The 21,580-nt window shown below is 38.2% G+C and carries 20 protein-coding genes, 1 tRNA gene, 1 other RNA gene and 1 pseudogene; 10 read left to right on the top strand and 13 right to left on the bottom strand.

The genetic code is table 11. The annotated features are described in order from the left end of the window. The first annotated feature begins 386 nt into the window (after positions 1-386). The 5 genes from aspS (at position 387) to yaaA (ending at position 7,341) form a co-directional block, all read left to right on the top strand. Positions 387-2,147 (top strand): aspartate--tRNA ligase, encoded by a 1,761-nt coding sequence (gene aspS, locus ACVRZ8_RS04110; RefSeq protein ID WP_447448049.1) that lies wholly within the window; start codon positions 387-389, stop codon positions 2,145-2,147. A gap of 71 nt (positions 2,148-2,218) precedes the next feature. After that, the gene (locus tag ACVRZ8_RS04105; RefSeq protein ID WP_447448044.1) at positions 2,219-3,166 is read left to right on the top strand and encodes a YitT family protein; all 948 of its coding nucleotides are present in this window, start codon (positions 2,219-2,221) and stop codon (positions 3,164-3,166) included. A gap of 217 nt (positions 3,167-3,383) precedes the next feature. Then, positions 3,384-4,880, top strand: a complete 1,497-nt coding sequence (locus ACVRZ8_RS04100) for a prolyl oligopeptidase family serine peptidase (protein ID WP_447448043.1) — start codon at positions 3,384-3,386, stop codon at positions 4,878-4,880. A 12-nt stretch (positions 4,881-4,892) separates the two neighbouring features. Continuing rightward, on the top strand, positions 4,893-6,473 hold the full coding sequence (locus ACVRZ8_RS04095; protein WP_447448041.1) for a DUF1593 domain-containing protein: 1,581 nt from the start codon (positions 4,893-4,895) through the stop codon (positions 6,471-6,473). 142 nt (positions 6,474-6,615) lie between these two features. Further along, positions 6,616-7,341, top strand: coding sequence for a peroxide stress protein YaaA (gene yaaA / locus ACVRZ8_RS04090; RefSeq protein ID WP_447448040.1), 726 nt, complete (start codon positions 6,616-6,618; stop codon positions 7,339-7,341). 35 nt (positions 7,342-7,376) lie between these two features. Here the strand turns inward: yaaA and nrdG are convergent, their stop codons facing one another. The 11 genes and pseudogenes from nrdG to rpmB form a co-directional block, all read right to left on the bottom strand. Continuing rightward, positions 7,377-7,991, bottom strand: coding sequence for an anaerobic ribonucleoside-triphosphate reductase activating protein (gene nrdG / locus ACVRZ8_RS04085; RefSeq protein WP_447448039.1), 615 nt, complete (start codon positions 7,989-7,991; stop codon positions 7,377-7,379). Then, positions 7,981-8,511: a GNAT family N-acetyltransferase gene (locus ACVRZ8_RS04080; RefSeq protein ID WP_447448038.1), complete on the bottom strand. Its 531-nt coding sequence runs from the start codon at positions 8,509-8,511 to the stop codon at positions 7,981-7,983. The genes nrdG and ACVRZ8_RS04080 overlap by 11 nt, the downstream gene beginning before the upstream one ends. A 75-nt stretch (positions 8,512-8,586) precedes the next feature. Further along, a complete protein-coding gene (locus ACVRZ8_RS04075; protein ID WP_447448037.1) occupies positions 8,587-8,748 on the bottom strand; it encodes a hypothetical protein in 162 nt (53 codons plus the stop codon). A gap of 84 nt (positions 8,749-8,832) precedes the next feature. Further along, positions 8,833-9,081 carry an IreB family regulatory phosphoprotein gene (locus ACVRZ8_RS04070; RefSeq protein WP_447448036.1) on the bottom strand — a complete coding sequence of 83 codons (249 nt, stop codon included), beginning with the start codon at positions 9,079-9,081 and terminating at the stop codon, positions 8,833-8,835. A 595-nt stretch (positions 9,082-9,676) separates the two neighbouring features. After that, positions 9,677-11,887, bottom strand: coding sequence for an anaerobic ribonucleoside-triphosphate reductase (gene nrdD, locus ACVRZ8_RS04065; RefSeq protein ID WP_447448035.1), 2,211 nt, complete (start codon positions 11,885-11,887; stop codon positions 9,677-9,679). A 96-nt stretch (positions 11,888-11,983) separates the two neighbouring features. Continuing rightward, positions 11,984-13,591 carry a glycosyltransferase family protein gene (locus tag ACVRZ8_RS04060; RefSeq protein ID WP_447448034.1) on the bottom strand — a complete coding sequence of 536 codons (1,608 nt, stop codon included), beginning with the start codon at positions 13,589-13,591 and terminating at the stop codon, positions 11,984-11,986. A gap of 78 nt (positions 13,592-13,669) precedes the next feature. Beyond that, complete coding sequence (locus ACVRZ8_RS04055; RefSeq protein WP_447448033.1) at positions 13,670-13,795, bottom strand: hypothetical protein; 126 nt, start codon at positions 13,793-13,795, stop codon at positions 13,670-13,672. A gap of 163 nt (positions 13,796-13,958) precedes the next feature. Continuing rightward, a complete protein-coding gene (locus ACVRZ8_RS04050; protein ID WP_447448032.1) occupies positions 13,959-14,252 on the bottom strand; it encodes a DUF1292 domain-containing protein in 294 nt (97 codons plus the stop codon). Between the two features lie 10 nt (positions 14,253-14,262). Beyond that, on the bottom strand, positions 14,263-14,682 hold the full coding sequence (ruvX, locus tag ACVRZ8_RS04045; RefSeq protein ID WP_447448030.1) for a Holliday junction resolvase RuvX: 420 nt from the start codon (positions 14,680-14,682) through the stop codon (positions 14,263-14,265). Next, positions 14,682-14,947, bottom strand: a pseudogene (locus ACVRZ8_RS04040) (IreB family regulatory phosphoprotein). Before ACVRZ8_RS04040 ends, ruvX begins: the two are co-directional and overlap by 1 nt. Before the next feature lie 194 nt (positions 14,948-15,141). Next, a complete protein-coding gene (rpmB, locus tag ACVRZ8_RS04035) occupies positions 15,142-15,330 on the bottom strand; it encodes a 50S ribosomal protein L28 (RefSeq protein ID WP_006146171.1) in 189 nt (62 codons plus the stop codon). 169 nt (positions 15,331-15,499) lie between these two features. Between rpmB and ACVRZ8_RS04030 the strand changes: the two genes are divergently transcribed. The 3 genes from ACVRZ8_RS04030 (at position 15,500) to ACVRZ8_RS04020 (ending at position 17,105) form a co-directional block, all read left to right on the top strand. After that, the gene (locus ACVRZ8_RS04030; RefSeq protein ID WP_447448029.1) at positions 15,500-16,768 is read left to right on the top strand and encodes a replication-associated recombination protein A; all 1,269 of its coding nucleotides are present in this window, start codon (positions 15,500-15,502) and stop codon (positions 16,766-16,768) included. Between the two features lie 69 nt (positions 16,769-16,837). Next, a non-coding RNA gene (gene ssrS, locus ACVRZ8_RS04025) (6S RNA) lies at positions 16,838-17,034 on the top strand. Further along, positions 17,033-17,105 (top strand) — tRNA-Lys (locus ACVRZ8_RS04020). The genes ssrS and ACVRZ8_RS04020 overlap by 2 nt, the downstream gene beginning before the upstream one ends. Before the next feature lie 79 nt (positions 17,106-17,184). On the opposite strand, the gene ACVRZ8_RS04015 is transcribed toward ACVRZ8_RS04020, so the two are convergent. Together ACVRZ8_RS04015 and ACVRZ8_RS04010 are read right to left on the bottom strand one after the other, a co-directional pair. Further along, a complete protein-coding gene (locus tag ACVRZ8_RS04015; protein WP_447448028.1) occupies positions 17,185-17,985 on the bottom strand; it encodes a hypothetical protein in 801 nt (266 codons plus the stop codon). Between the two features lie 281 nt (positions 17,986-18,266). Then, a complete protein-coding gene (locus tag ACVRZ8_RS04010) occupies positions 18,267-18,968 on the bottom strand; it encodes an ATP-binding cassette domain-containing protein (RefSeq protein ID WP_447448027.1) in 702 nt (233 codons plus the stop codon). A 670-nt stretch (positions 18,969-19,638) separates the two neighbouring features. Here ACVRZ8_RS04010 and ACVRZ8_RS04005 point away from each other — a divergent pair. Continuing rightward, positions 19,639-20,931: an adenylosuccinate synthase gene (locus ACVRZ8_RS04005; protein WP_447448026.1), complete on the top strand. Its 1,293-nt coding sequence runs from the start codon at positions 19,639-19,641 to the stop codon at positions 20,929-20,931. Between the two features lie 214 nt (positions 20,932-21,145). Beyond that, on the top strand, positions 21,146-21,580 hold the full coding sequence (locus ACVRZ8_RS04000) for a low molecular weight protein-tyrosine-phosphatase (RefSeq protein ID WP_447448025.1): 435 nt from the start codon (positions 21,146-21,148) through the stop codon (positions 21,578-21,580).

Below are 21,580 nucleotides of genomic sequence, written 5' to 3'. Positions count from 1 at the left end.
AACAAACAAGATTTTGATATTTTTGTCTTTCAATCCGATTAAATCTGTGGTATTCTTAAGGTGTTCCATATGAATCTTTCTAATGATGGTTTTGTCGCTTTTCATTATAAGTCATATGGGACTTTTTGTGTATACACTCAAAAAGCCCTATAATATCTGAATGAGATTTACCCACTACAGATATTATAGAGCCTAAAATATGTAAAAACTCTGCCGGAATGGGTGGGGTTTTTGTATGCTTTTTGCTATAATAAGAAAGAATGAGCAAAGCATCAGCTTATGAATTATTGAAAGGAATAAAACCGACTAGAAAAACAAAGAGATATTTACAGTCTCAGAATTTTAATATTTTATTGGCTCATCTAGTCGGAGTTGGTATTTTATTTATGCAACGTTCTATGTATGCTGGCCGTGTGCGCAGCGAGCACATTGGATCTGAAATTACCTTGAAAGGCTGGGTTAGCCGCCGTCGGGACTTGGGAGGTTTGATTTTTATTGATCTCCGCGACCGTGAAGGAATTATGCAGTTAGTTATTAATCCTGAAGAAGTTTCGGCGAGTGTGATGGAAACAGCAGAGAGTCTTCGTAATGAGTTTGTTATTGAAGTGACTGGAAAAGTCGTTGCGCGTGAGCAAGTCAACGATAACCTGCCCACAGGTGCTGTTGAACTTAAGGTAACAAGCCTAGCTGTATTAAATACGGCTAAGACAACCCCATTTGAAATTAAAGATGGTGTTGAAGTGAGTGACGAGACACGATTGCGTTATCGCTATCTTGACCTTCGCAGACCAGAATTATTCAAGAATTTTAAATTGCGTGCACAAGTGACACACGTTATTCGTAATTATTTAGACGAGTTAGAATTTATTGATGTTGAAACACCAATGCTGACTAGGTCAACACCTGAAGGGGCACGTGATTACTTAGTTCCAAGCCGTATTAGCCAAGGGCATTTTTATGCTTTGCCTCAAAGTCCGCAAATTACGAAACAGCTGCTGATGAATGCTGGTTTTGACCGCTATTACCAGATTGTTAAATGTTTTCGTGATGAGGACTTGCGTGGAGACCGTCAACCTGAGTTTACACAGGTTGACTTGGAGACGACTTTCCTATCGGATAGAGAGATCCAAGACATTACAGAAGGTATGATCGCCAAAGTTATGAGAGCAACCAAGGGGATTGAGCTTACTTTGCCGTTTCCGCGCATGACTTATGATGAGGCAATGAATTTGTACGGTTCTGATAAGCCTGACACACGTTTTGAGATGCTTTTACAAGACTTGACAGATATTGTAAAGTCCACTGACTTTAAAGTTTTTTCTGAAGCACCTGCTGTTAAAGCTATTGTTGTTAAAAACAGTGCTGATCGTTACTCACGAAAAAATCTTGATAAGTTGACAGATTATGTCAAGCAATTTGGAGCAAAAGGACTTGCATGGGTTAAATTTACAGAGGATTCTCTCACAGGACCTGTCGCTAAATTTCTTGCATCTATTGAGAGTGAGTTGACAGATTCTTTGCAGCTTGAAGACAATGATTTGGTCCTTTTTGTTGCTGACACACTCGATGTTGTTAATAATTCGTTAGGAGCTCTTCGTAGTCATATTGCTAAAGAACTTGACATCATTGACAAGGAAAAATTCAATTTCCTCTGGGTGATTGACTGGCCAATGTTTGAATGGTCTGAAGACGAAAATCGCTATATGTCAGCTCATCATCCGTTTACTTTGCCAACGAAAGAAAGTGCAGATGAATTAGAAGGGGACTTATCTAAGGTTCGTGCTGTTGCTTATGACATCGTTCTTAATGGCTATGAACTTGGAGGCGGCAGTCTCCGTATTAATCAAAAGAACATGCAAGAACGTATGTTAAGAGCGCTTGGTTTCTCTAATGAGGCAGCTTATGAACAGTTTGGTTTCCTACTTGAAGCTATGGACTATGGTTTTCCACCGCATGGTGGTCTTGCAATCGGTCTTGACCGTTTTGTTATGTTGCTTGCTGGAAAAGATAATATTCGTGAGGTTATTGCTTTTCCTAAAAATAACAAGGCAGCAGATCCAATGACTCAGGCGCCTAGTCCAGTTGCGGCTGCACAATTAGATGAGTTAGCCTTGAAGGTTGAAACGACTGAGACTAAAGAAATATAAGAATTATCAGGACTTTCGTATTAATAATGAACGGCAGCCTAAGATAGCTGCACATTTCTGAAAACGATATAATGAAAAAGAAAACATCACTTAGGAAAAAAGTTAAATTTCAGACAAAACGCTGGGCTCAGAAGCGAGGATTATGGGCTGCAGTACGCTCTATTTCCAAAGAGAAATATGCTGAAAAAATTTCTGCCTCTTTGGTTTATGGCTTTTTATCAGCTGTGGCTGTTAATTTTTTCTTCCAGCCAGGACATGTTTATTCCAGTGGGGCAACTGGTTTGGCACAGGTTATGTCCGCTCTGAGTGAGCGCTTCCTTGGTTTTGAAATTCCAATTTCACTGACTTTTTATGCTATCAATCTCCCTTTGTTGCTTTTGGCTTGGTACAAGATAGGCCATAAATTTACCATCTTTACTTTTATTACAGTAACGATGTCCTCTCTTTTTATTCAGATAGTGCCTCGTGTGACTTTGACAGAAGATCCGTTAGTTAATGCTATTTTTGGTGGTTTGATTATAGGTTCAGGAATTGGATATGGACTGCGTTCTCGAATTTCCAGCGGCGGAACTGATATTGTAAGTCTGACTATTCGTAAGAAAACTGGTCGGGATGTGGGAAGAATTTCTCTCATTGTAAATGGTATTATCATGATTTTTGCGGGGATGCTTTTTGGATGGCAATATGCTCTTTATTCTATGATAACCATATTTGTGTCCAGCCGTATGACAGATGCTATTTTTACGAAGCAAAAGAAACTGCAGGCAATGATTGTTACGGGAGAACCTGACCGTGTTATTGAGATGGTTCATCGAAAACTGCACCGAGGTGTTACTTGCATTCATGATGCAGAAGGTACTTATAATCATGAAAAAAAGGCAGTGCTGTTAACGATTATCACTCGTGAAGAGCTTAATGACTTCAAGCATTACATGCGCAGAGCCGATTCAGAAGCTTTTGTCTCTATTGCCGAGAATGTAACTATTCTAGGGCGTTTTGTGGACAGCGATGAGGCTTAAGAAATTTGGCTGTAATGGCTTTTACTTCTTAATAATCATACTATCCTACGATAGATTGATACGATAGTTTGTAAGTTTTGAAAAGTTATTGCGAAAAATTTTGCTTTCTTTTAAACTAGATGTGGGTAAAAAACATGGGTTGCCGTAACTGGCAACTTCTATTTAAGATTAAAATGTAAGCGTTTACCTTAAAGGGTGATTAAAAGGAGGTGTTAAAATGAAAAAAATCATTGGTGCTTTAGTAATGCTTACGGCGATTTTACTATTAGGAGGGTGTGCAGTGTCATCTACTTCGGGTACAAAAATTAGTAAAGTTTCTATTGATGTTGAGGGCTACGAGTTTGGCCCTGCAGTTCCTAAACTCATTATACAGTTAAATAATGATGTTTCTAAAGTGACAACAGATAACCTAAAAGTAAAGACAGCGGGAGTTGACCGAACCGTGACATCGGCTTATTTGTCAACCAAAAATGGAAAGAAGACCAGTAAGAAGTCTAAATACATCACGATAGAAACGCCTATTGGTTTTGACAGCACAGCTAATGCGGGAGTGGCTACACCTTTTAGTTATAACATGAGCACTTTCCAGAATAATTGGGTAGAAACTTATGATGTTTCTATTAAGGGCTTGGAAGTGTCCAGTGGTCAGAAATCCCTAACTCTGAAAACAGATAATAATGTGATAGCCAACCGTTATTCTGCAGATTTAAGTGCTTTCACTGTTCGTGATTCTTATTCAGGTACTTATCGAAATGATTTCACCAAGCAAGATGAAAATATTACTTTAAATTATGCGGCATATGAACCTAAAAAATTGGCAGATGGAGCTAAGAATCCTTTGATTATATGGCTTCATGGCCAAGGTGAAGGCGGAACAGACACCGATATTACTTTGCTTGGGAATGAAGTGACTGCCTTAGCTCGTGATGCTATTCAAAGTCATTTTACAGCAGGGGAACAAACTGGAGCTTATGTTTTGGCCGTTCAGGCAAAAACGTATTGGATGGACGAAGGAGACGGAACAAATGGAGCAGGTTCAGGTGTTTCACGTTATACACAAGCATTGATGGATGTTATTAAAGCGTATGTTAAGAGCAATCCTGATGTAGATACAAGCCGTATTTACCTTGCCGGCGGTTCTAACGGTGGTTATATGACCCTTAACATGGCTGTCAATTATCCCGATTACTTTGCTGCTTTAGTTCCACAGGCTGCTGCTTATGCTTATTACAACTATGAGCGTCAGGATGATGGCTCTTACATTCAGGTTGATGATAATACTAAATTATCTGGAAAATCACCTGTTCGCACAGATGATGTCTATTTTACCGAGGATAAAATTGCTGCTTTGAGTACTATACCTATTTGGTTTATTCATGCAGCTAATGATACAGTAGTTGATCCTAACAGCTATGCTTTGCCTGTTTATAAGGCTTTGATTGATAGCGGTGCCAGCAATAAATGGTTTTCTTATTATGAGAGTGTGGAAGGTTCTGATGTTCCTAGGACGTCTTATCTAGGACATTGGTCGTGGATTTATTTTTTCAATGACCAAGTTTCAGGAGTTCAGGACGTAGCAGCTATTCAAAACGTCAGTGACCTATCAGGTTTCAGTCCAAGCAATGCAACAAAAGGAGGAACAAGTATAGCCACAGTAGACGGTGTGAACTATAGCAATCTTTTTGATTGGCTTAATGCTCAGCAGAAAAAATAGGAGAAGTAAGAGATGAAATGGAAAACATTTATAAGTTTAAGCTTTATTGCAGTAGTAGTTTTAATAATGACTGCGTGTTCTAAACAAGGCAATCATAATACTAAAAATAAGCAAACATCTGATAAATACCGAACGGTCATTACCACAGACGGTGAGGTTGATGATATGAACTCCATGATTCGGACGCTTTACTATGCTAATGAGATGGATATTGAAGGGATTGTCCTGACCAGTTCAACCTATCATTATGCCGGTGATGAGAAAAAAGATATTGCTCCTTACCGTTGGACGGGTACAGACTGGATTTATAACATGTTAGATGCTTATGAAAAGGTTCAGCCCAATTTGACAAAACATGCAGAAGGTTTTCCGACTGCTGATGATTTGCGTAAGGTGACAAAAGTTGGCAATATCAGCAATGTCGGAGAAATGGATGAGGTAACGGAAGGTTCCGAGTTTTTGAAGAATCTTTTTTTGGACGATGATGACAGACCGCTCTATGTACAGACGTGGGGAGGCACCAATACAACAGCACGCGCACTTAAATCTATTGAAGAACAATATAAAGATACTGATGATTGGAAAAAAATTCAGCAGAAGATTTATGATAAACTAGTTCTTTATATCATTTTAGATCAAGATGACAGTTATGCTAATTATATTGCAACGAATTGGCCGAATATAACCGTCATTAATGACCAATCCAACTTTTGGTATTTCGCTTACATGTGGCAGAAAAATGATGAAGCACTGACAAAAACTCTTAAAGCTGATTGGCAGAAAGAAAATATTTTAGAGGGTCATGGACCGCTTCTGGATATGTATGCTTCAATGGGAGATGGTAATATCATTGATGGAGAATTAGCCGAAGAACAGCGTGGCTCGAGTGATTATCTGGCTAACAATCCTACGTATCAGCAGTATGACTTTATTTCTGAAGGGGATTCGCCATCTTATTTTTACCTTTTTCAAAATGGTTTAAATAATGTTGACCACCCTGAGTATGGAGGTTGGGGAGGCCGTTTTGGTCAAATTTCTGATAAACTATATCAAAACACCCAATTAGATTATAATCCCTATACGAAACAATTTGAGTCTCAATACACATTGACGCGCTGGATTGATGATATTAATAATGATTTTGCAGCGAGAGCTGACTGGGGAATTGCGAGTGATTACGATGATGCAAACCACAAACCTGAAGCTAGTGTGGTTGAAGGAACGACCCTTTCTGCTAAAGCAGGAGAAAAAGTTAGTTTAACGGCAAAAGGAGATGATCCTGATGGAGATAAACTGACTTATTCGTGGTGGCGCTATTTTGAAGCTGACTCTTATAAAGAATATAAGGGAACAAGTACGGCAACTGAGTCTATTGATCCAAAAGAGGGGTTAAGTTTGGGCTGGACCAGAAAACTTGATGATGGTGAAGTGGTGGATCCCGTCAGCTTGACTGGAGCTAATAGCAAGACTGTTAGCTTTACAATTCCAAAGGATGCCAAATCAGGCGATACTTTCCATATGATTTTAGAAGTAACTGATAATGGGGCACATCATCTCAAAGCCTATCAACGAGTGATTATTAGCGTGAAATAGACAAAAAAAGAATAAAGGCTTATAGGACATCTTTAGACTAAAGTCAAAAAATAATCAAGCTTGCCCCTACAGACTTTTAAGCGTTTGTCCAGCAGACCTGTTTCGCTTGACAATAAAAGGCTTTGTCCCGTAAAATAACATTATGTTAACCTTTTTAATTCCTTCGGCTAAAGAAATGAAAGTTTCAGATGAAACGTTTCCCCATTTTTTATCAGAGAAAAGCTCGGCTATTCTTCAGGAAATGCTGAATTTATCAACAAAAGAATTGGCTCAGGCTTATAAAATTAAGCCAGAATCTGCGAAGAAAGAAGCTAAGCGCTGGCAGGAGATGACCGACGGAGCGCCAGCTTATCCAGCAATCAGGCTTTTCAATGGTCTTATGTATCGTAATATCAAGCGGGATAATCTGTCAAAAGCGGAGCAACATTATCTAGCTAATCAGGTACTCATTGCATCATCTTTTTATGGTATCATTTCAGCTTTTGAAGCCATAGCAGAGCATCGTCATGATTTTCACACTCGGATTAAAGTTGATGGTCGATCACTTAAGTTTTATTGGCGGGATACTTATGATCAGGTTGTCAGTCATAAAGATAGTATTATTTCGCTGCTTTCTAATGAGTTTGAAGAGGTGTTTTCAAAATCTGTTCGTGATAGTTTTGTTCGGGTTAAATTTATGGAAAATAAAGCCGGCAAGCTCCAAACGCATTCGACTATATCTAAAAAAGCGCGTGGTCAGTTTTTAACAGTTGCGCTTGAAAATCAAATTGAAACGGTTGAAGCCTTAAAAGCGATTAGTTTTAATGGCTTTCATTATCAAAAAGATTTGTCAGCAGCACATCAGTTAGTATTTGTCAAAACTATTTAGAGCAGTAAAAAAGTCTGGGTTTTACCCAGACTTTTTTAAATCATACCCTTACGATCAATTTGTTCATAAGCAGCTTTTCCGTCATTAAGTTTATCCCAAATGTGCACGTGTCCTTCTGCTAGAGACTTTTTAACATCAATAATACGTTGATTAGAAGAACCGCGAAATTGGAGCATGAGATTTTTCTTGGTGATATCAAAACGGCCATCAACCAATATATCTACTAAATTGAGTAATTCTAGCTTATCATCGGTTTCCTGCATCATTTCTTCCCAAGTATAACCCGTCCAAGACCAAATATCTTTATCAGGAAGTTCACGCCGAATGCGCTTAATCAAAGGGATGAGAATACCAGTATTCAGAAAGGGCTCTCCGCCTAGCAGAGTCAGCCCCTGCACATAAGGCTGAGCTAAATCTGACATGATTTGCTCTTCCAGCTCTTGCGTATAGGGAATACCAGCTTTAAATGACCAAGTAGCAGCATTATAGCAGCCTTTACAATGAAATTTGCAGCCTGATACATAAAGTGAGTTGCGAACGCCCTCACCATCTACAAAGTTAAAGGCTTTATAGTCAATGATACGCCCTTGACTAAGTTCCTCAGATTTCCATTCCTCAGGCTTGGGAGTGTTCCAGTTTTCATTTTCCATCTTCATCTCCTTTCCAGTCAGTTAACTCTATCCAGTAACGTTCAACTCCTGCTCTTATATCTTCTAGCCTACCGCCGTTGGCTTTGATAACCGATCGGCTGGCAGCATTATCTGTGCGGCAGGTCAGGAGTGCTCTGTCAATATTTTTAAGTTTAGCCTCTTTAAGTCCATAGCAAAGCAACATTTTGGCATAGCCTTTACCACGTTCACTAGGTCTAATAGCATAACCAATATGTCCGCCAATTTCAAGTAGTTCCCCATTCAACCGAAGGCGCAGGTTAAGAAAACCAATAGCTCTGTCTCCTTCAAAAGCAACAAACTGGATGGATGGAACATGGCCTTCTGGAAGACTGATTCCTATTTCGTTTGCTAGATTTGCGCTGAGCCAATCATCATAATCAAAGCACCCGCTGTTCCAAAAACCGTCCTCACCATCGTGAGATGAGTTTGATGTTTCAAACTCATTTATCATATCAAGTATGGCAGCTTTGTCTTTTGCAGTTGGGCGGCGCAGCTCCATAGCCCTTCTCCTTCCATGATTGAAAAAGGAGCGTTTGACACTCCTTGGATATAAACTAGTTACTTTTAGATTGTGTTAATCTGAACTTGTTGGATTTATTCTTTTCTTTGCTGCTTTTTGTAACAGTGCTTGAGCCCGTGCTTTTTTATCATTTCCGCTGAGGACGCCTTTTGATTGTTTTTCATGGAATCGCTCAACTTGTTGCAGGCCTTTATAGTCTAGTTGGTACTTGCCCATAATAATGTTTAGAGAGGCAGCGTATTACTTTATTAAGGTTACTAATAGCTGCCTTAAGCCACTCTATTTCCCCTTTCTGCAATTTTATGATGCTTTATGTTTTAAATAAAATCGAACCAGCTCTTCTACGATATCATCAGGTTGGTGATGACGCATTTGGTTTCTGGCATTTTTATGTCTAGGAATATAGGCTGGATCCCCACTTAAGATGTAACCTACAATTTGATTAACGGGATTATAACCGATCTCACTAAGTGAGTCGGATACTTTTGTCAAATCCTGACTAAGTTCTTCTTTGTCTTCTAAATCGAAAAATACAGTATCTTGAGCCATAGCATCTCCTTTTCTTTCATAGTTGTTTGAGGAAACTGAACAGGCTGGTCAATTTACTGTCGTTCCCATTATGAAGGGGGATGGCAAAGAGAGTGGGACAAACCACGATGATTGCTGCGCAATCACCCACAGAAGAGTGTAATCGTGAAGATTACGTATAAAAAATTGGAAAATCGTCATGAAATGACAATTTCGATTTTGTTGTCCTACCTCCGCACAGTTTGTTAGGGATTGATATGAACTAACGTTCATGGGATTAGATAATCTCCAACAGTTCCCCAAACTGTTGGAGCTATCACTTGCGTAATTGAACACGAGCTACGAGCTGTGTCAAAAAGATAGTTTCTCCTAGAGTCTTGTGACTCTAGGAGAAACTCCTATTTTGCCTTTACTCGTAAACGCTCTTTGTATCTTGTCTAGCAAGGGATAAGGACTTCCAATAAGCAGTGGTTCATTGGTGCTAAAGCACCTAATGAACTGTGCAGGGGTAAGACTAAGTTGGCCTAGCCAACAAGTCTTTCTCCCAACCACTGCGTCAAACATTTGATGTTGCACAGATTGAAGGAGTTTGAGACTTTTGTCCCAAACTCTTGTTTTATTGTGAATTTGGCCGTCCTTCAAAAGCAATGGTTGAACCGTTCATATGTTTTACGCGAGCAGAAATTTCCTTGTGACGTCCATTGACCATTGGCCGAGCTTGCGGATTGCCAAGATAACCGCAGGTGCGTTTGACAACATCTACCGTTTTAGGATCGGTATTACCACAGTTTGGACACATAAAACCACGCTCTGTAGGAGTAAAGTCCCCTTCAAACTCACATTTATAACATTTATCAATTGGTGTATTAGTACCAAGATATCCGACACGGGTGTAGGCGTAATCCCAAACAGCTTCAAGAGCTTTTGGATTTTGCTGTAAAACAGGGTATTCACAGTAATGAATAAAGCCACCGCTGGCTCCCGCTTCTGGATAAACCTTTTCAAAATCTAGTTTTTCAAATGGTGTTGGATTTTTGCGGACATCATAGTGGAAAGAATTGGTATAGTATTCCTTGTCTGTAATATCTGAAACAAGGCCGAATTTCTCGGTATCCAAGCGGCAGAAGCGATCCGTTAAACTTTCAGATGGTGTTGAATAAACGGAAAAATGATAATCATATTCTTCTGCCCAATCTTCACAAGCTTTTTTCATTTGACTCACAATAGAAATTGTAAAATCCTTGGCTTCCTGATTGTGCTCCCACTCATTGCCATAAAAAACGGTAGCAACTTCATAGAGTCCAATGTAACCGAGCGATACAGTGGCTCTGCGATTTTTGAAAAGCTCGTCAACATTGTCATACTTACCTAAACGCTGTCCGAAAGCCCCGTATTGGTAAAGAATTGGCGCGTTAGCGGGTGTAGCTTCTTTACAGCGTTCTACCCGATAAACTAAGGCATCCTTAGCAATAGTCATTCGTTCGCCAAAGATTTCCCAGAATTTGTTAATATCCCCTTTAGATTCCATTGCAATGCGCGGAAGATTAACAGTGACCACACCAAGATTCATTCGACCGGAATTTACCTCAACACCGTTAGCATCTTTCCACCCTTGCAAGAAACTGCGGCAGCCCATAGGAGCCTTGAAAGAACCTGTCAAATCAATAATTTTATCGTAGGACAAAACATCAGGATACATGCGCTTGGTAGCACACTCAAGCGCTAGCTCTTTGATATCATAATTTGGAGTTCCCGGCTCAAGATTCAAGCCGCTCTTTAGCGTAAAGATAAGTTTTGGGAAAATAGCAGTGCGTTGTTCTGCACCAAGCCCTAGCAGGCGCACTTGGAGGATAGCTCTTTGAATTTCACGTTCAAACCAACTTGTACCAAGTCCAAAACCAAGTGACGTAAACGGAGTTTGGCCATTGGAAGTAAAAAGGGTATTGATTTCATACTCTAAACTTTGCATAGCATCATAGATGTCTTTTTGCGTTTTAGTACGAGCATAGGCTTCGTGTTTGTCTTCTGTTACCCATTCTCTGGCATCTTTTAGGTGTTTTTGATAATTAAGCTCCGCATATGGTGCCAAAAATTCATCAATACGATCTGCCGTACAGCCTCCGTACTGACTCGAAGCAACATTGGCAATAATTTGCGAGATTTGGGCTGTCGCTGTTTGAATGGATTTCGGACTTTCAACCTCAGCATTTCCAATTTTAAATCCGTTAGCAAGCATGCCTTTAAAGTCAATTAGGCAGCAGTTGGTCATTGGAGTGTATGGGCTGTAGTCGAGGTCATGATAATGAATATCCCCTTTTTGATGTGCATTGGCAACATGGGGCGGCAAAATTTTAAGACCGATAGACTTACCAACGATACCTGCTGTCAAGTCACGCTGAGTATTATAAAGATCACTGTCTTTGTTGGCATTCTCATGAACAACAGCTTGATCTTTATTAACTAATTTATTGATAGTGAAATTAATATCGGTAGCCTTTGAGCGTTCAAAATCACGCTGTGTACGGTAATTGATATACTGCTCTGCAATGGCATATTCTCCTGTTTGCAGCAGCTCATGTTCAACAATACTTTGAATTTCGTAAATTTTGATATTATCAGAAAAACGGTTGGAAATTTCAGCTACAATTTTGTTGGCAATTCCTTCCAGTTTAGCTTCTAATAATGGCGAAATTGTCGAAACATTCTCGCTTGCTTTTAGTAAAGCATCATAAATTTTATCTGTGTCAAAAGCAACTAAACGACCATCGCGTTTAATAACTTTGATAGCTGGCTGTGTTACAGTTTTTTCTTTTTCTAGTGTTATCATATCAAATCACCTCGGACTCCATTATAGCACTAGTCAGAAAAAAATCAATATCTTGTGGTATATTTTTTTTACAACCACAAGATATTGATTTTTGATTTATTTCAAATGGTAAATAATGAAATCAGACACACCATCTACAGATACAGCTTCATAATAGTTAGATAAATCAGCAGAGACTTGATCTGATATTTTTTTGTCTTTTCGGACAATGATATAATTAGCAGAATTTTGAAGAAGAGTATCTTCTAATTTTTTAGAATTTGAAGATTCAGCAGTATTGATATCAGGAAGAGCAAACTGAGATACAGGCAGCCGTCCGCTTTTTGCATAAATTTTTGCCGTAGAGTCAAAAACATAAATAGAGTCATTAGAGCTGGTATTTTCTGAAATGTAGTCCGCAACAACAGTTCGTTCATTGTTAGTCTTCAAATTATATAGATACATCACAATGGGTTCTGCGAAAGCAAGAGACAATACGACAATAGGAAGAAAAAGACTGCGGCTTAGATAGAAGCTAAAAACTTGAAAAGATGAATCACCAGATTTTCTGCGACGATGTGAGCGTCCGGAATTAACTTGTGTAACCACATCACTTAAATAAAGGGCTGTTAAAATCAAACCGTAAGGAAGCAAGTGCAGACTGGTAAAGACATTATAGCTTTGAGAAGCTATAATGTAAATAGCTGTCACCAGAAGACTTAGCATTAAAACCGTTTTTATAGCTTTATCCTGAGCATTGCTTCCAACCTGTTTAGCAAACCCAATTAGTCCAAGAAGAAGGCCTGAACCAAAAATAATAACCACTTGATAAAGAATTGTTAGAAGAAGATTCTGGTTGGATAAGGCAAAATGACCGAAGTAATAACCAAGAACTTGTTTGATATAGGTTGACGTAATTTCGAGATTAATAATGAAATAAACGGCAACATAAAGAATAAGAATATTTCCAAAGATAATACAAAGCACCTGATAAAAACCGCGAGCAAAATGACGGTTAATCAAGTTGTAAACAAAAACAGCGATTAAGGAAAGCACCCAAAAAATTAAGCTGCGTGCCTCAATTAAAGAGGCTACCGTCCCTGCAAGACCATAAAAGATAAACATTTCATCTCGAGTAACTCCCGCAAAGTAACGGGTTAAGAACCAGATTCCAGCCAGGATAAACGGGAAGGCAAATTGAACAGGGTAAAGTCCGCCAAAACCGAGCGTACCATTTAAAACAAAAAAGATTAAATTTATAGCAGCTGCAACTTCTTTTTTACCTGTTAGGTGTGTTACCGTTTTGTAAAGGTAAATACCAGAAACATAATAAGCTAAAAACTGCAAAGGTAAAAGCCACAGTGTACTGCCTAAATAATAAGCCAAGGCTATCAACACATAGTAGAGAAAGCCTCCCGTTGCAAAAATATTTGTGTAAGGTAGAGCTCCTTTAGAAAATATCAGCCCCGTATAAAGATTTTGAGACTGCAATCCATTTGCAAAGTCCGTAAAAAGGGGAACAGAAATGCTAAAAATAGTCAATATTAGACTAAAGAAAATAATAGACAAACGGTGTCTAAAATCAACCGAAATAGCTGTCTCTGGATTTCTATTTTGCTCTTTGAAATTAGATTGATTTTCTTTATCTGAGCGGCGATGGCGGGAACGACTGTATTTTTTACGATTGTCTTGATGTAAAATACTGTCCTCGTGTGTTTGACTCACAGTAAAACTCCTTTGTTTAGGAAGATTCATCTCTTCGGGAATAGCCCTTTAAAATGTCTTATTCCAGTATATCAGATATTATGATTTAGTCAATTTTTCACTGATTTTTGCATAAATAACTAACTCTCGAAAAGAGTGCAACTGTTTTTGATTAAATTGCTCAAGAAAATACCGCTCCTCTTTGGTTAGTGATAGGTTATCCATAAAAATTCTCCTTTTTTATGGATAATTCGAAAATAATAACATAAAAAATACGGGTTTCTTTTGAAAATCCGCATTTTCACCTCTTGAAAAATTCTAAACAATTATGTCAGCAAGGTAGACTGTTTGAATATTAAACTATCACTGGTCGTATTAACGACTGTATTTATTCTTCATCAAGGAAGCTATTAAAAACTTCTTCAATCATATTCCACTCTGCATCGGCATCTTCAGGAATTGGCTGTAAGTCGCCCTCAGTTCCTTCCTCATTTTCAGTAAAGGAATAGGCCTGAATTTCGATTTCACCATTGTCATCCTCTGTCGCTCCGGCAGGAACCAAAAGAACATAGTTTTTACCAAACTCTTCACGTCCATCAATAGTTAAAAGGATTTCAAAAAGTGTTTCATTTCCCTGTTCATCAACAAGTGTGATGACCTCATGTTCGTGATTGTGTGCCATTAGTTTCTCCTTAGAAATTTTTATCTAAATAATTTTGTAAAATCAGCTGTGCTGCTAACTTATCAATAACCTTTTTACGTTTACTGCGGCTGATATCAGCCTGTTCGACTAGCATACGCTCTGCTTGCACCGTTGTTAACCGTTCATCCTGATAATCTACAGGAATGTTAAAAAGCTCAGTGATTTTACTCCCGTAGGCCTTGCTGGCTTCTACGCGGGGACCTTCCGTGTTATTCATATTTTTAGGAAGACCGACGACGCATTTATCTACCTTATATTTTTTGATAAGCTCTTCTAGGCGTTCAAATCCAAACTCTCCAGCTTCTTCATTAATCGGAATGATTTCAACGCCTTGAGCAGTAAAACCTAGGGGATCGCTGATAGCAATGCCAACTGTTTTTGAGCCAACATCAAGTCCCATTATACGCATTAGAGATCAATCCCATTTCCTTGAAGATAGTAGCGAACGAGTTCCTCAACGATTTCGTCGCGTTCATACTTACGAATTTGATTGCGGGCATCGTTGTAACGAGGTACATAAGCAGGGTCACCACTTAAGACATAACCAACAATTTGATTAATTGGATTGTAGCCTTTTTATCCAATGAGCGATAGACATTTGTCAATGTATCACTGATTTCCTTTTTATTACTGTCATCAAGATTGAAACGAACAGTTTCTTCTGTAAATCCCATACTGGCACCTTCTTTCTGTAGATTTTTACCTATTGACTAACTATTATACCATATTTTTCAATAAAAGTACTCTTAAGCTTCTTATTCTTTGGGAAATAGCAGAGTTTGTCTAAGGAATGTAAAAAATTCGGGAGACGATAGTTTCAAATGCGATAATAAAAAGACCAGAAACAAGTTCCAGTCTAATTTCGTCATTAAACGCGTTCAACTTTGCCTGATTTCAGAGCACGAGCTGAAGCCCAAACTTTTTTGGGTTTACCATCAATCAAAACAGTAACTTTTTGAAGATTTGGTTTAACGGCACGTTTGGTTTTGTTCATCGCGTGTGAACGGTTGTTTCCAGAAACAGTCTTACGACCTGTAAAGTAACACACTTTAGCCATTTCGTATTTTCCTCCTGCATAGAATTTATTACGGATGTGCTAGCACCACATACCAAAGCATTCTATCACAAAAAAAGGGCTTTGACAAGAAGAACTTTTGAAGATTTCTGTTTTGATAAGAGACATAAATCTATTATAATAGACAGTAATTTAACTATCGGAGAAAATTATGCAAGATAATCTAGCTTTGCGCATGCGTCCTAAGACTATTGATCACGTTATCGGCCAGCAGCATTTGGTGGGAGAAGGGAAAATTATTCGGCGAATGGTTGAAGCTAATATGCTGTCATCTATGATTTTATTCGGTCCTCCAGGAATTGGAAAGACCTCAATAGCATCAGCAATTGCAGGAACAACCAAGTATGCTTTCCGTACGTTCAATGCTACTGTTGATACAAAAAAGCGATTGCAGGAAATCGCTGAGGAAGCCAAGTTTTCAGGTGGGTTGGTCCTGCTTTTAGATGAAATTCATCGTTTGGATAAGACAAAACAGGATTTTCTTTTGCCTTTGCTTGAAAATGGCAATATCATTATGATTGGAGCAACGACGGAAAATCCCTTTTTCTCAGTAACCCCAGCTATACGCAGCCGTGTTCAAATTTTTGAATTAGAGCCACTGACCAGAGAAGATATTAAATCTGCTATTTATCATGCCATCAAAGATAAGGAAAATGGTTTTGATTTTGATATTTCCTTGGAAGAAAAAGCAGCAGATTTTATTGCAGCAGCTACTAACGGGGATTTACGATCGGCTTATAATTCTTTAGAGTTAGCTATCATGTCAACTCCTGAAAATGAAAAAGGTCAGCGGCATATTACTTTGGATACTGTTGAAAATAGTTTGCAGCGCAGCTATATTACCATGGATAAGGATGGGGATGGTCATTATGATGTTTTATCAGCCCTCCAAAAATCAATACGCGGTTCGGATGTCAATGCTAGCCTGCATTATGCAGCACGTCTGATCGCAGCAGGAGACTTATCTAGTTTAGCACGGCGTTTAACAGTAATTGCTTATGAAGATATTGGCTTGGCCAATCCAGAAGCGCAGATTCATACGGTGACTGCTTTGGAAGCGGCGCAGCGTATAGGTTTTCCTGAGGCACGTATTTTAATTGCAAATGTTGTGATTGATTTAGCTCTTTCTCCCAAATCTAATTCTGCCATTATGGCAATAGATGAGGCTCTGTCTGATCTTAAACGGTCTGGTAATTTGCCAGTTCCGCGTCATCTGAGAGATGGCCACTATTCTGGCAGTAAGGAGTTGGGAAATGCCCAAGATTACAAATATCCGCATGCTTATCCGGAGAAATGGGTTAAACAGCAGTATCTGCCTGATAAATTACTTGGGAAGAACTATTTTGAAGCCAATGAAACTGGGAAATATGAGCGTGCTTTGGGTGCAAATAAAGATAAAATTGATAAACTCTCTCGTTAATGATATCCACTGACAAAAAGTGTTTTTCCCTCTTGCAATAATTTCCAAAAGTGGTATTATAGAAACATACATTTGCTGTGGTATACGAGTTCACATCTAAGTGTTGACCGACTAATTTTTGTATTTTCGGGAGACAAAAGAATTCCGACAGTATGCAAGCTGGCTCACCCAGAAGCAACTTCAGTTGGAATCGCGTCACCCACCTGCTCTTAGACGTCGCGGGTTCAATACAAAACGTGAATCACCGGTACCAATACAGCTTTCGCCTCCTTAGCTCAGCTGGCAGAGCAGCGGACTCTTAATCCGTGGGTCACAGGTTCGATCCCTGTAGGGGGCATACAGCTGAAAAAGAGTTTTTAAAATAATAAAAAGCCCTCGCGAAATAGGGCTTTTTGTGTGATAATTAAATTGCTTTACTAAGAAAATAAAAAGAAGAAAAATAGATAAGTAAGTAATGGAATAATATATTTTCTTGGATGTTTCCAGAGTTCTTTTTTAATATTCCAATGGTTAATTGTTATATATTTTTCTAAAAACAAATAGCTTGCAGCTTCCAGTATGGTGTAGGTCCACACCCATATTAAGATATAAAGATTATGTGTAGAGTATATATAGAGAGATGCTACTAGTGTATTTGTTATAAAGAAATAAGAGATTAAACACTGTAAGTACATATTATAAACAATGAAAGAATTTGGAAGTGACTGCAAATGTGTTTTCATTTGTGGTGTACCTGAAATGAGTGTCGTTAGTGGTGTATTCATCGAGGCTACGGTGAATAACATAGGAAATTTTAAAATTGTGGGTAGATCTTGGAAAAATAAAAGACCAATGAAAAAAATCGAGGCAACCGTATTAAAATAAAAATATCTTTCTTTTGCTACAGCAGTAAAGAAATAATTTCCAAAATTTACTTTGTGATTTTTAATTGAAAGATCATCTAAATAAAAACGACTATCATTTTTTAGAACTATAATCCATTCTAAAATGAGCAAAAATATCAGTAAGTAGAAGGATTTTGTGATTGGAATCGCAAATAAAAATATAAGAATTAGTAGTGTTACTAAGAACTTCTTTCTTTTTTTATTTGTTTCTGTCCAATGTCTGGTGAGTCTAAAACTACTGATGATGACTAAAAGTGAATACAGAATAAGTAATAGTATGTTTGTCCAATTTGTTTCTTTAAAAAGAATAACCACTAGCAATATTCTTTCCATTAGGTTTGAAAGGAATGCTACGGATAGAAATTGGGAATAAAAGACTTTAAGCGAAATTGGAAGCTGATAATATCCCTCAACCCTTGCAGGTTTAAAATAGGAGAAGAATAGTTGACATGAACTGATGAAAGTGATCAATAAAACTGAAAGTAGTGATATCGTCAAATTGTGACTATATGACAACGAATTTCGTATCATGAATACGACGAATAAGGAGATAACGAAAAGATATATTCTTTGTTTAGAAAATATATCCCTACAGATTGCTTGCCATACCATTTCTAATTCCTTTCAGATTTCACAGATTCTAACCATTCCGTCAGGTTCCCTTGAAATAGAGTTACATTTCCATTTTCTAATATATAAAGACTATCACATACACGTACTACGCTTTCGGCAAAATGAGTGCTCATAATGATGCTGCCGTATGATTTATAGGATGTAATTTTTTTATACAAATACTCAGTTGACTCAAAATCCAGTCCATCAAACGGCTCATCCAATATCAATAGGGGTCTTCTGAGATATAGTCCAGTTATCAAAAAAACTTTTTTCTTATTTCCAGTTGATAGTTCTCGAATCTCCTTTTTACGATATTCTTCAAATTTAAAACCCTTCACAAGTTCAGATAGCCTCGTATCATCTATAGAAAGTTTATAGAGCCTGCAGACCATTTGGATATACTTATCAAATGTCCAATTCAAAAAGCACTCGCTTTCGGTGAAAACTGTATATTTACTGAGTTGATAGGTTTTATTATTTAAATTAGAAGGTTTTCCTAAAAAACTAAAATGGTCCAAGCTATAATTATTTTTGTTAAACACACTACTAATCGTTTTTAGTAAAGTCGTTTTTCCTGAACCATTTTTCCCAACCAGTCCATAAATGGTGTTCTCGTTTATCTTTAAATCGATTCCTTTAATGACTGGTTGTCCTTTGGTATAGGAAACCTCTAAATCTTGGATAGTTAATAAGGAACCCATTTACTTCACCCCTTTATAGACATAAAATCCTCCAACAATTAAAAAAATGATTGCATAGGCGAACTCTTTTCTCAGACAGAAGACAATTGCACCGATTAAAAAACATAATCCAATTAATATTCTTACTTTATTGTTCATTTTGTATTCTCCTTTCAATAAATGAAGCCAAAATATACATACATAAGAGTAGGAAAGTACATATGATCAAAAATACATTTTTAATTGTTAAATAGTATAACACTATCAAAATAAAAAGCAATGTTACTAAAAGTTACTCTTTTCTCACTAATTCGTTTAGCAAGATAAACCATAATCAGTGTAATAAAAAGAGTGAGTCAATCTATTATTTTTGAGAGTAAGTATACCAAGACACAAATGAATACACTGAATGACTATATATGATAAGCCTAGGAACCTTTGTCCCAGCCTCTATCAATCATTTAGGGTAAAAACAGCTTTCGAAGCACTTATACATGAGTTTTAATAAAAGCTGTTTTGCCAGTTTATCATAAATTATCAGATTATTTTGTAAATTCTGCGATAGTGATTGAAAAAAGCTTGGCATTTTTGCTATAATAAATTGTAAGACAAACTTGCAGGTGAAACTCCTGCCCCTTGTTGTGTAAGAAAGGATGAGGGCTTTGCCGCTAAGCTTAGCCTATATCAAAATATGACATCAGTAGTAGTTGTTGGAACCCAATGGGGCGACGAAGGTAAGGGGAAAATTACGGATTTTCTCAGTCAAGATGCAGAAGTTATCGCACGTTACCAAGGCGGAGACAATGCAGGACACACTATTGTGATTGATGGAAAGAAATTTAAGCTGCATCTGATTCCGTCAGGTATTTTCTTCCCAGAAAAAATTTCGGTTATCGGTAATGGTGTGGTCATTAACCCTAAATCTTTGGTCAAGGAATTAGATTATCTTCACGCAGAAGGCATTGGTACGGATAGTCTGCGTATTTCGGATCGTGCTCATATTATATTGCCTTACCATATTAAACTTGATCAGCTGCAAGAAGCTGCCAAAGGCGATAATAAGATTGGAACGACCAATAAAGGAATTGGTCCGGCTTATATGGATAAAGCTGCGCGTGTTGGCATCCGCATTGCTGATCTCTTAGACAGAGATATTTTTGCAGAGCGTTTGAGAGCTAATTTGGCCGAAAAAAACCGTCTTTTTGAAAAAATGTATGAGTGTAATTCTCTCGTCTTTGAAGATATTTTTGAAGAATATTATGAATATGGTCAGCAAATCAAAGATTATGTAACAGACACCTCGGTTATTCTCAACGATGCTTTAGACAGCGGTAAGCGTGTTCTTTTTGAAGGGGCACAAGGTGTTATGCTGGATATCGACCAAGGAACATACCCATTTGTAACCTCATCAAATCCAGTTGCGGGTGGTGTGACCATTGGTTCGGGTGTTGGGCCAAGCAAGATTAACAAGGTTGTTGGTGTCTGTAAGGCTTATACTAGTCGTGTTGGTGATGGGCCATTTCCAACGGAACTCTTTGACGAAGTTGGTGATCGCATTCGTGAAGTTGGTCACGAATATGGGACAACGACAGGCCGTCCGCGTCGTGTCGGCTGGTTTGACTCAGTTGTTATGCGCCACAGCCGCCGTGTGTCAGGTATCACAAACCTGAGCCTCAATTCGATTGATGTTCTATCGGGGCTTGATACGGTTAAGATCTGTGTGGCTTATGATTTAGATGGCGAGCGTATTAATCACTACCCAGCTAGTCTTGAGCAGCTCAAGCGCTGCAAACCAATCTATGAAGAGCTTCCAGGATGGTCAGAAGACATTACTGGTGTTCGTAGCCTAGATGACCTCCCAGAAAATGCGCGTAACTATGTTCGTCGCGTTGGCGAGCTCGTGGGTGTTCGTATTTCAACCTTCTCAGTGGGTCCTGATCGTGATCAAACCAATATTTTGGAATCTGTTTGGGCGAATATCTAATTTAAGTTTATTGAAAGAAAAATTTTAGCTTAGATTAAGCTGGCTTGGCTATACTATAACCATTCCTAAATAACTTTTCTTTTTCATAAATCTCCTAAAAGGCACCTAACTCAGTGAGTTGGGTGTTTTGTTTTATCAGAACTTGTCCGCTTGACTTTCTATTTTGAAGCTTTTTCTGTATAATGGTTACGACCTATTTAGGAAAGGAACTTTTATGAAGAAAGTCTGCTTTGTTTGTCTCGGTAATATTTGCCGCAGTCCAATGGCTGAGTTTGTCATGAAGGATTTGCTTGATGAGCAGCCCGTTTTGGTTGAGAGCAGAGCGACCTCTTTCTGGGAGCATGGCAATCCTATCCATAGAGGAAGTCAGGCTGTCTTTAGGCGGCACAACATTCCTTACAATTATAAAAAATCATCACAGCAGTTAGTTTTAGCAGATTTTGATTATTTTGATTATATTATTGGAATGGATGAATCTAATGTTGATGATTTATTGGCTTTGTCAGCTGGACATTTCGATGATAAAATTAAACTCTTTATAGAGGGAGGTGTACCAGACCCTTGGTATACCGGTGATTTTGAAGAAACATACCGCTTGGTAACAGCAGGCTGTCAGCAGTGGTTGGATCGTATTTTGAAAGATGCCTAA

This window comes from Streptococcus dentiloxodontae (assembly GCF_053206925.1).
The sequence above is the reverse complement of the archived record's forward strand: the minus strand, read 5'-3'. Positions and strand labels throughout refer to the sequence as shown.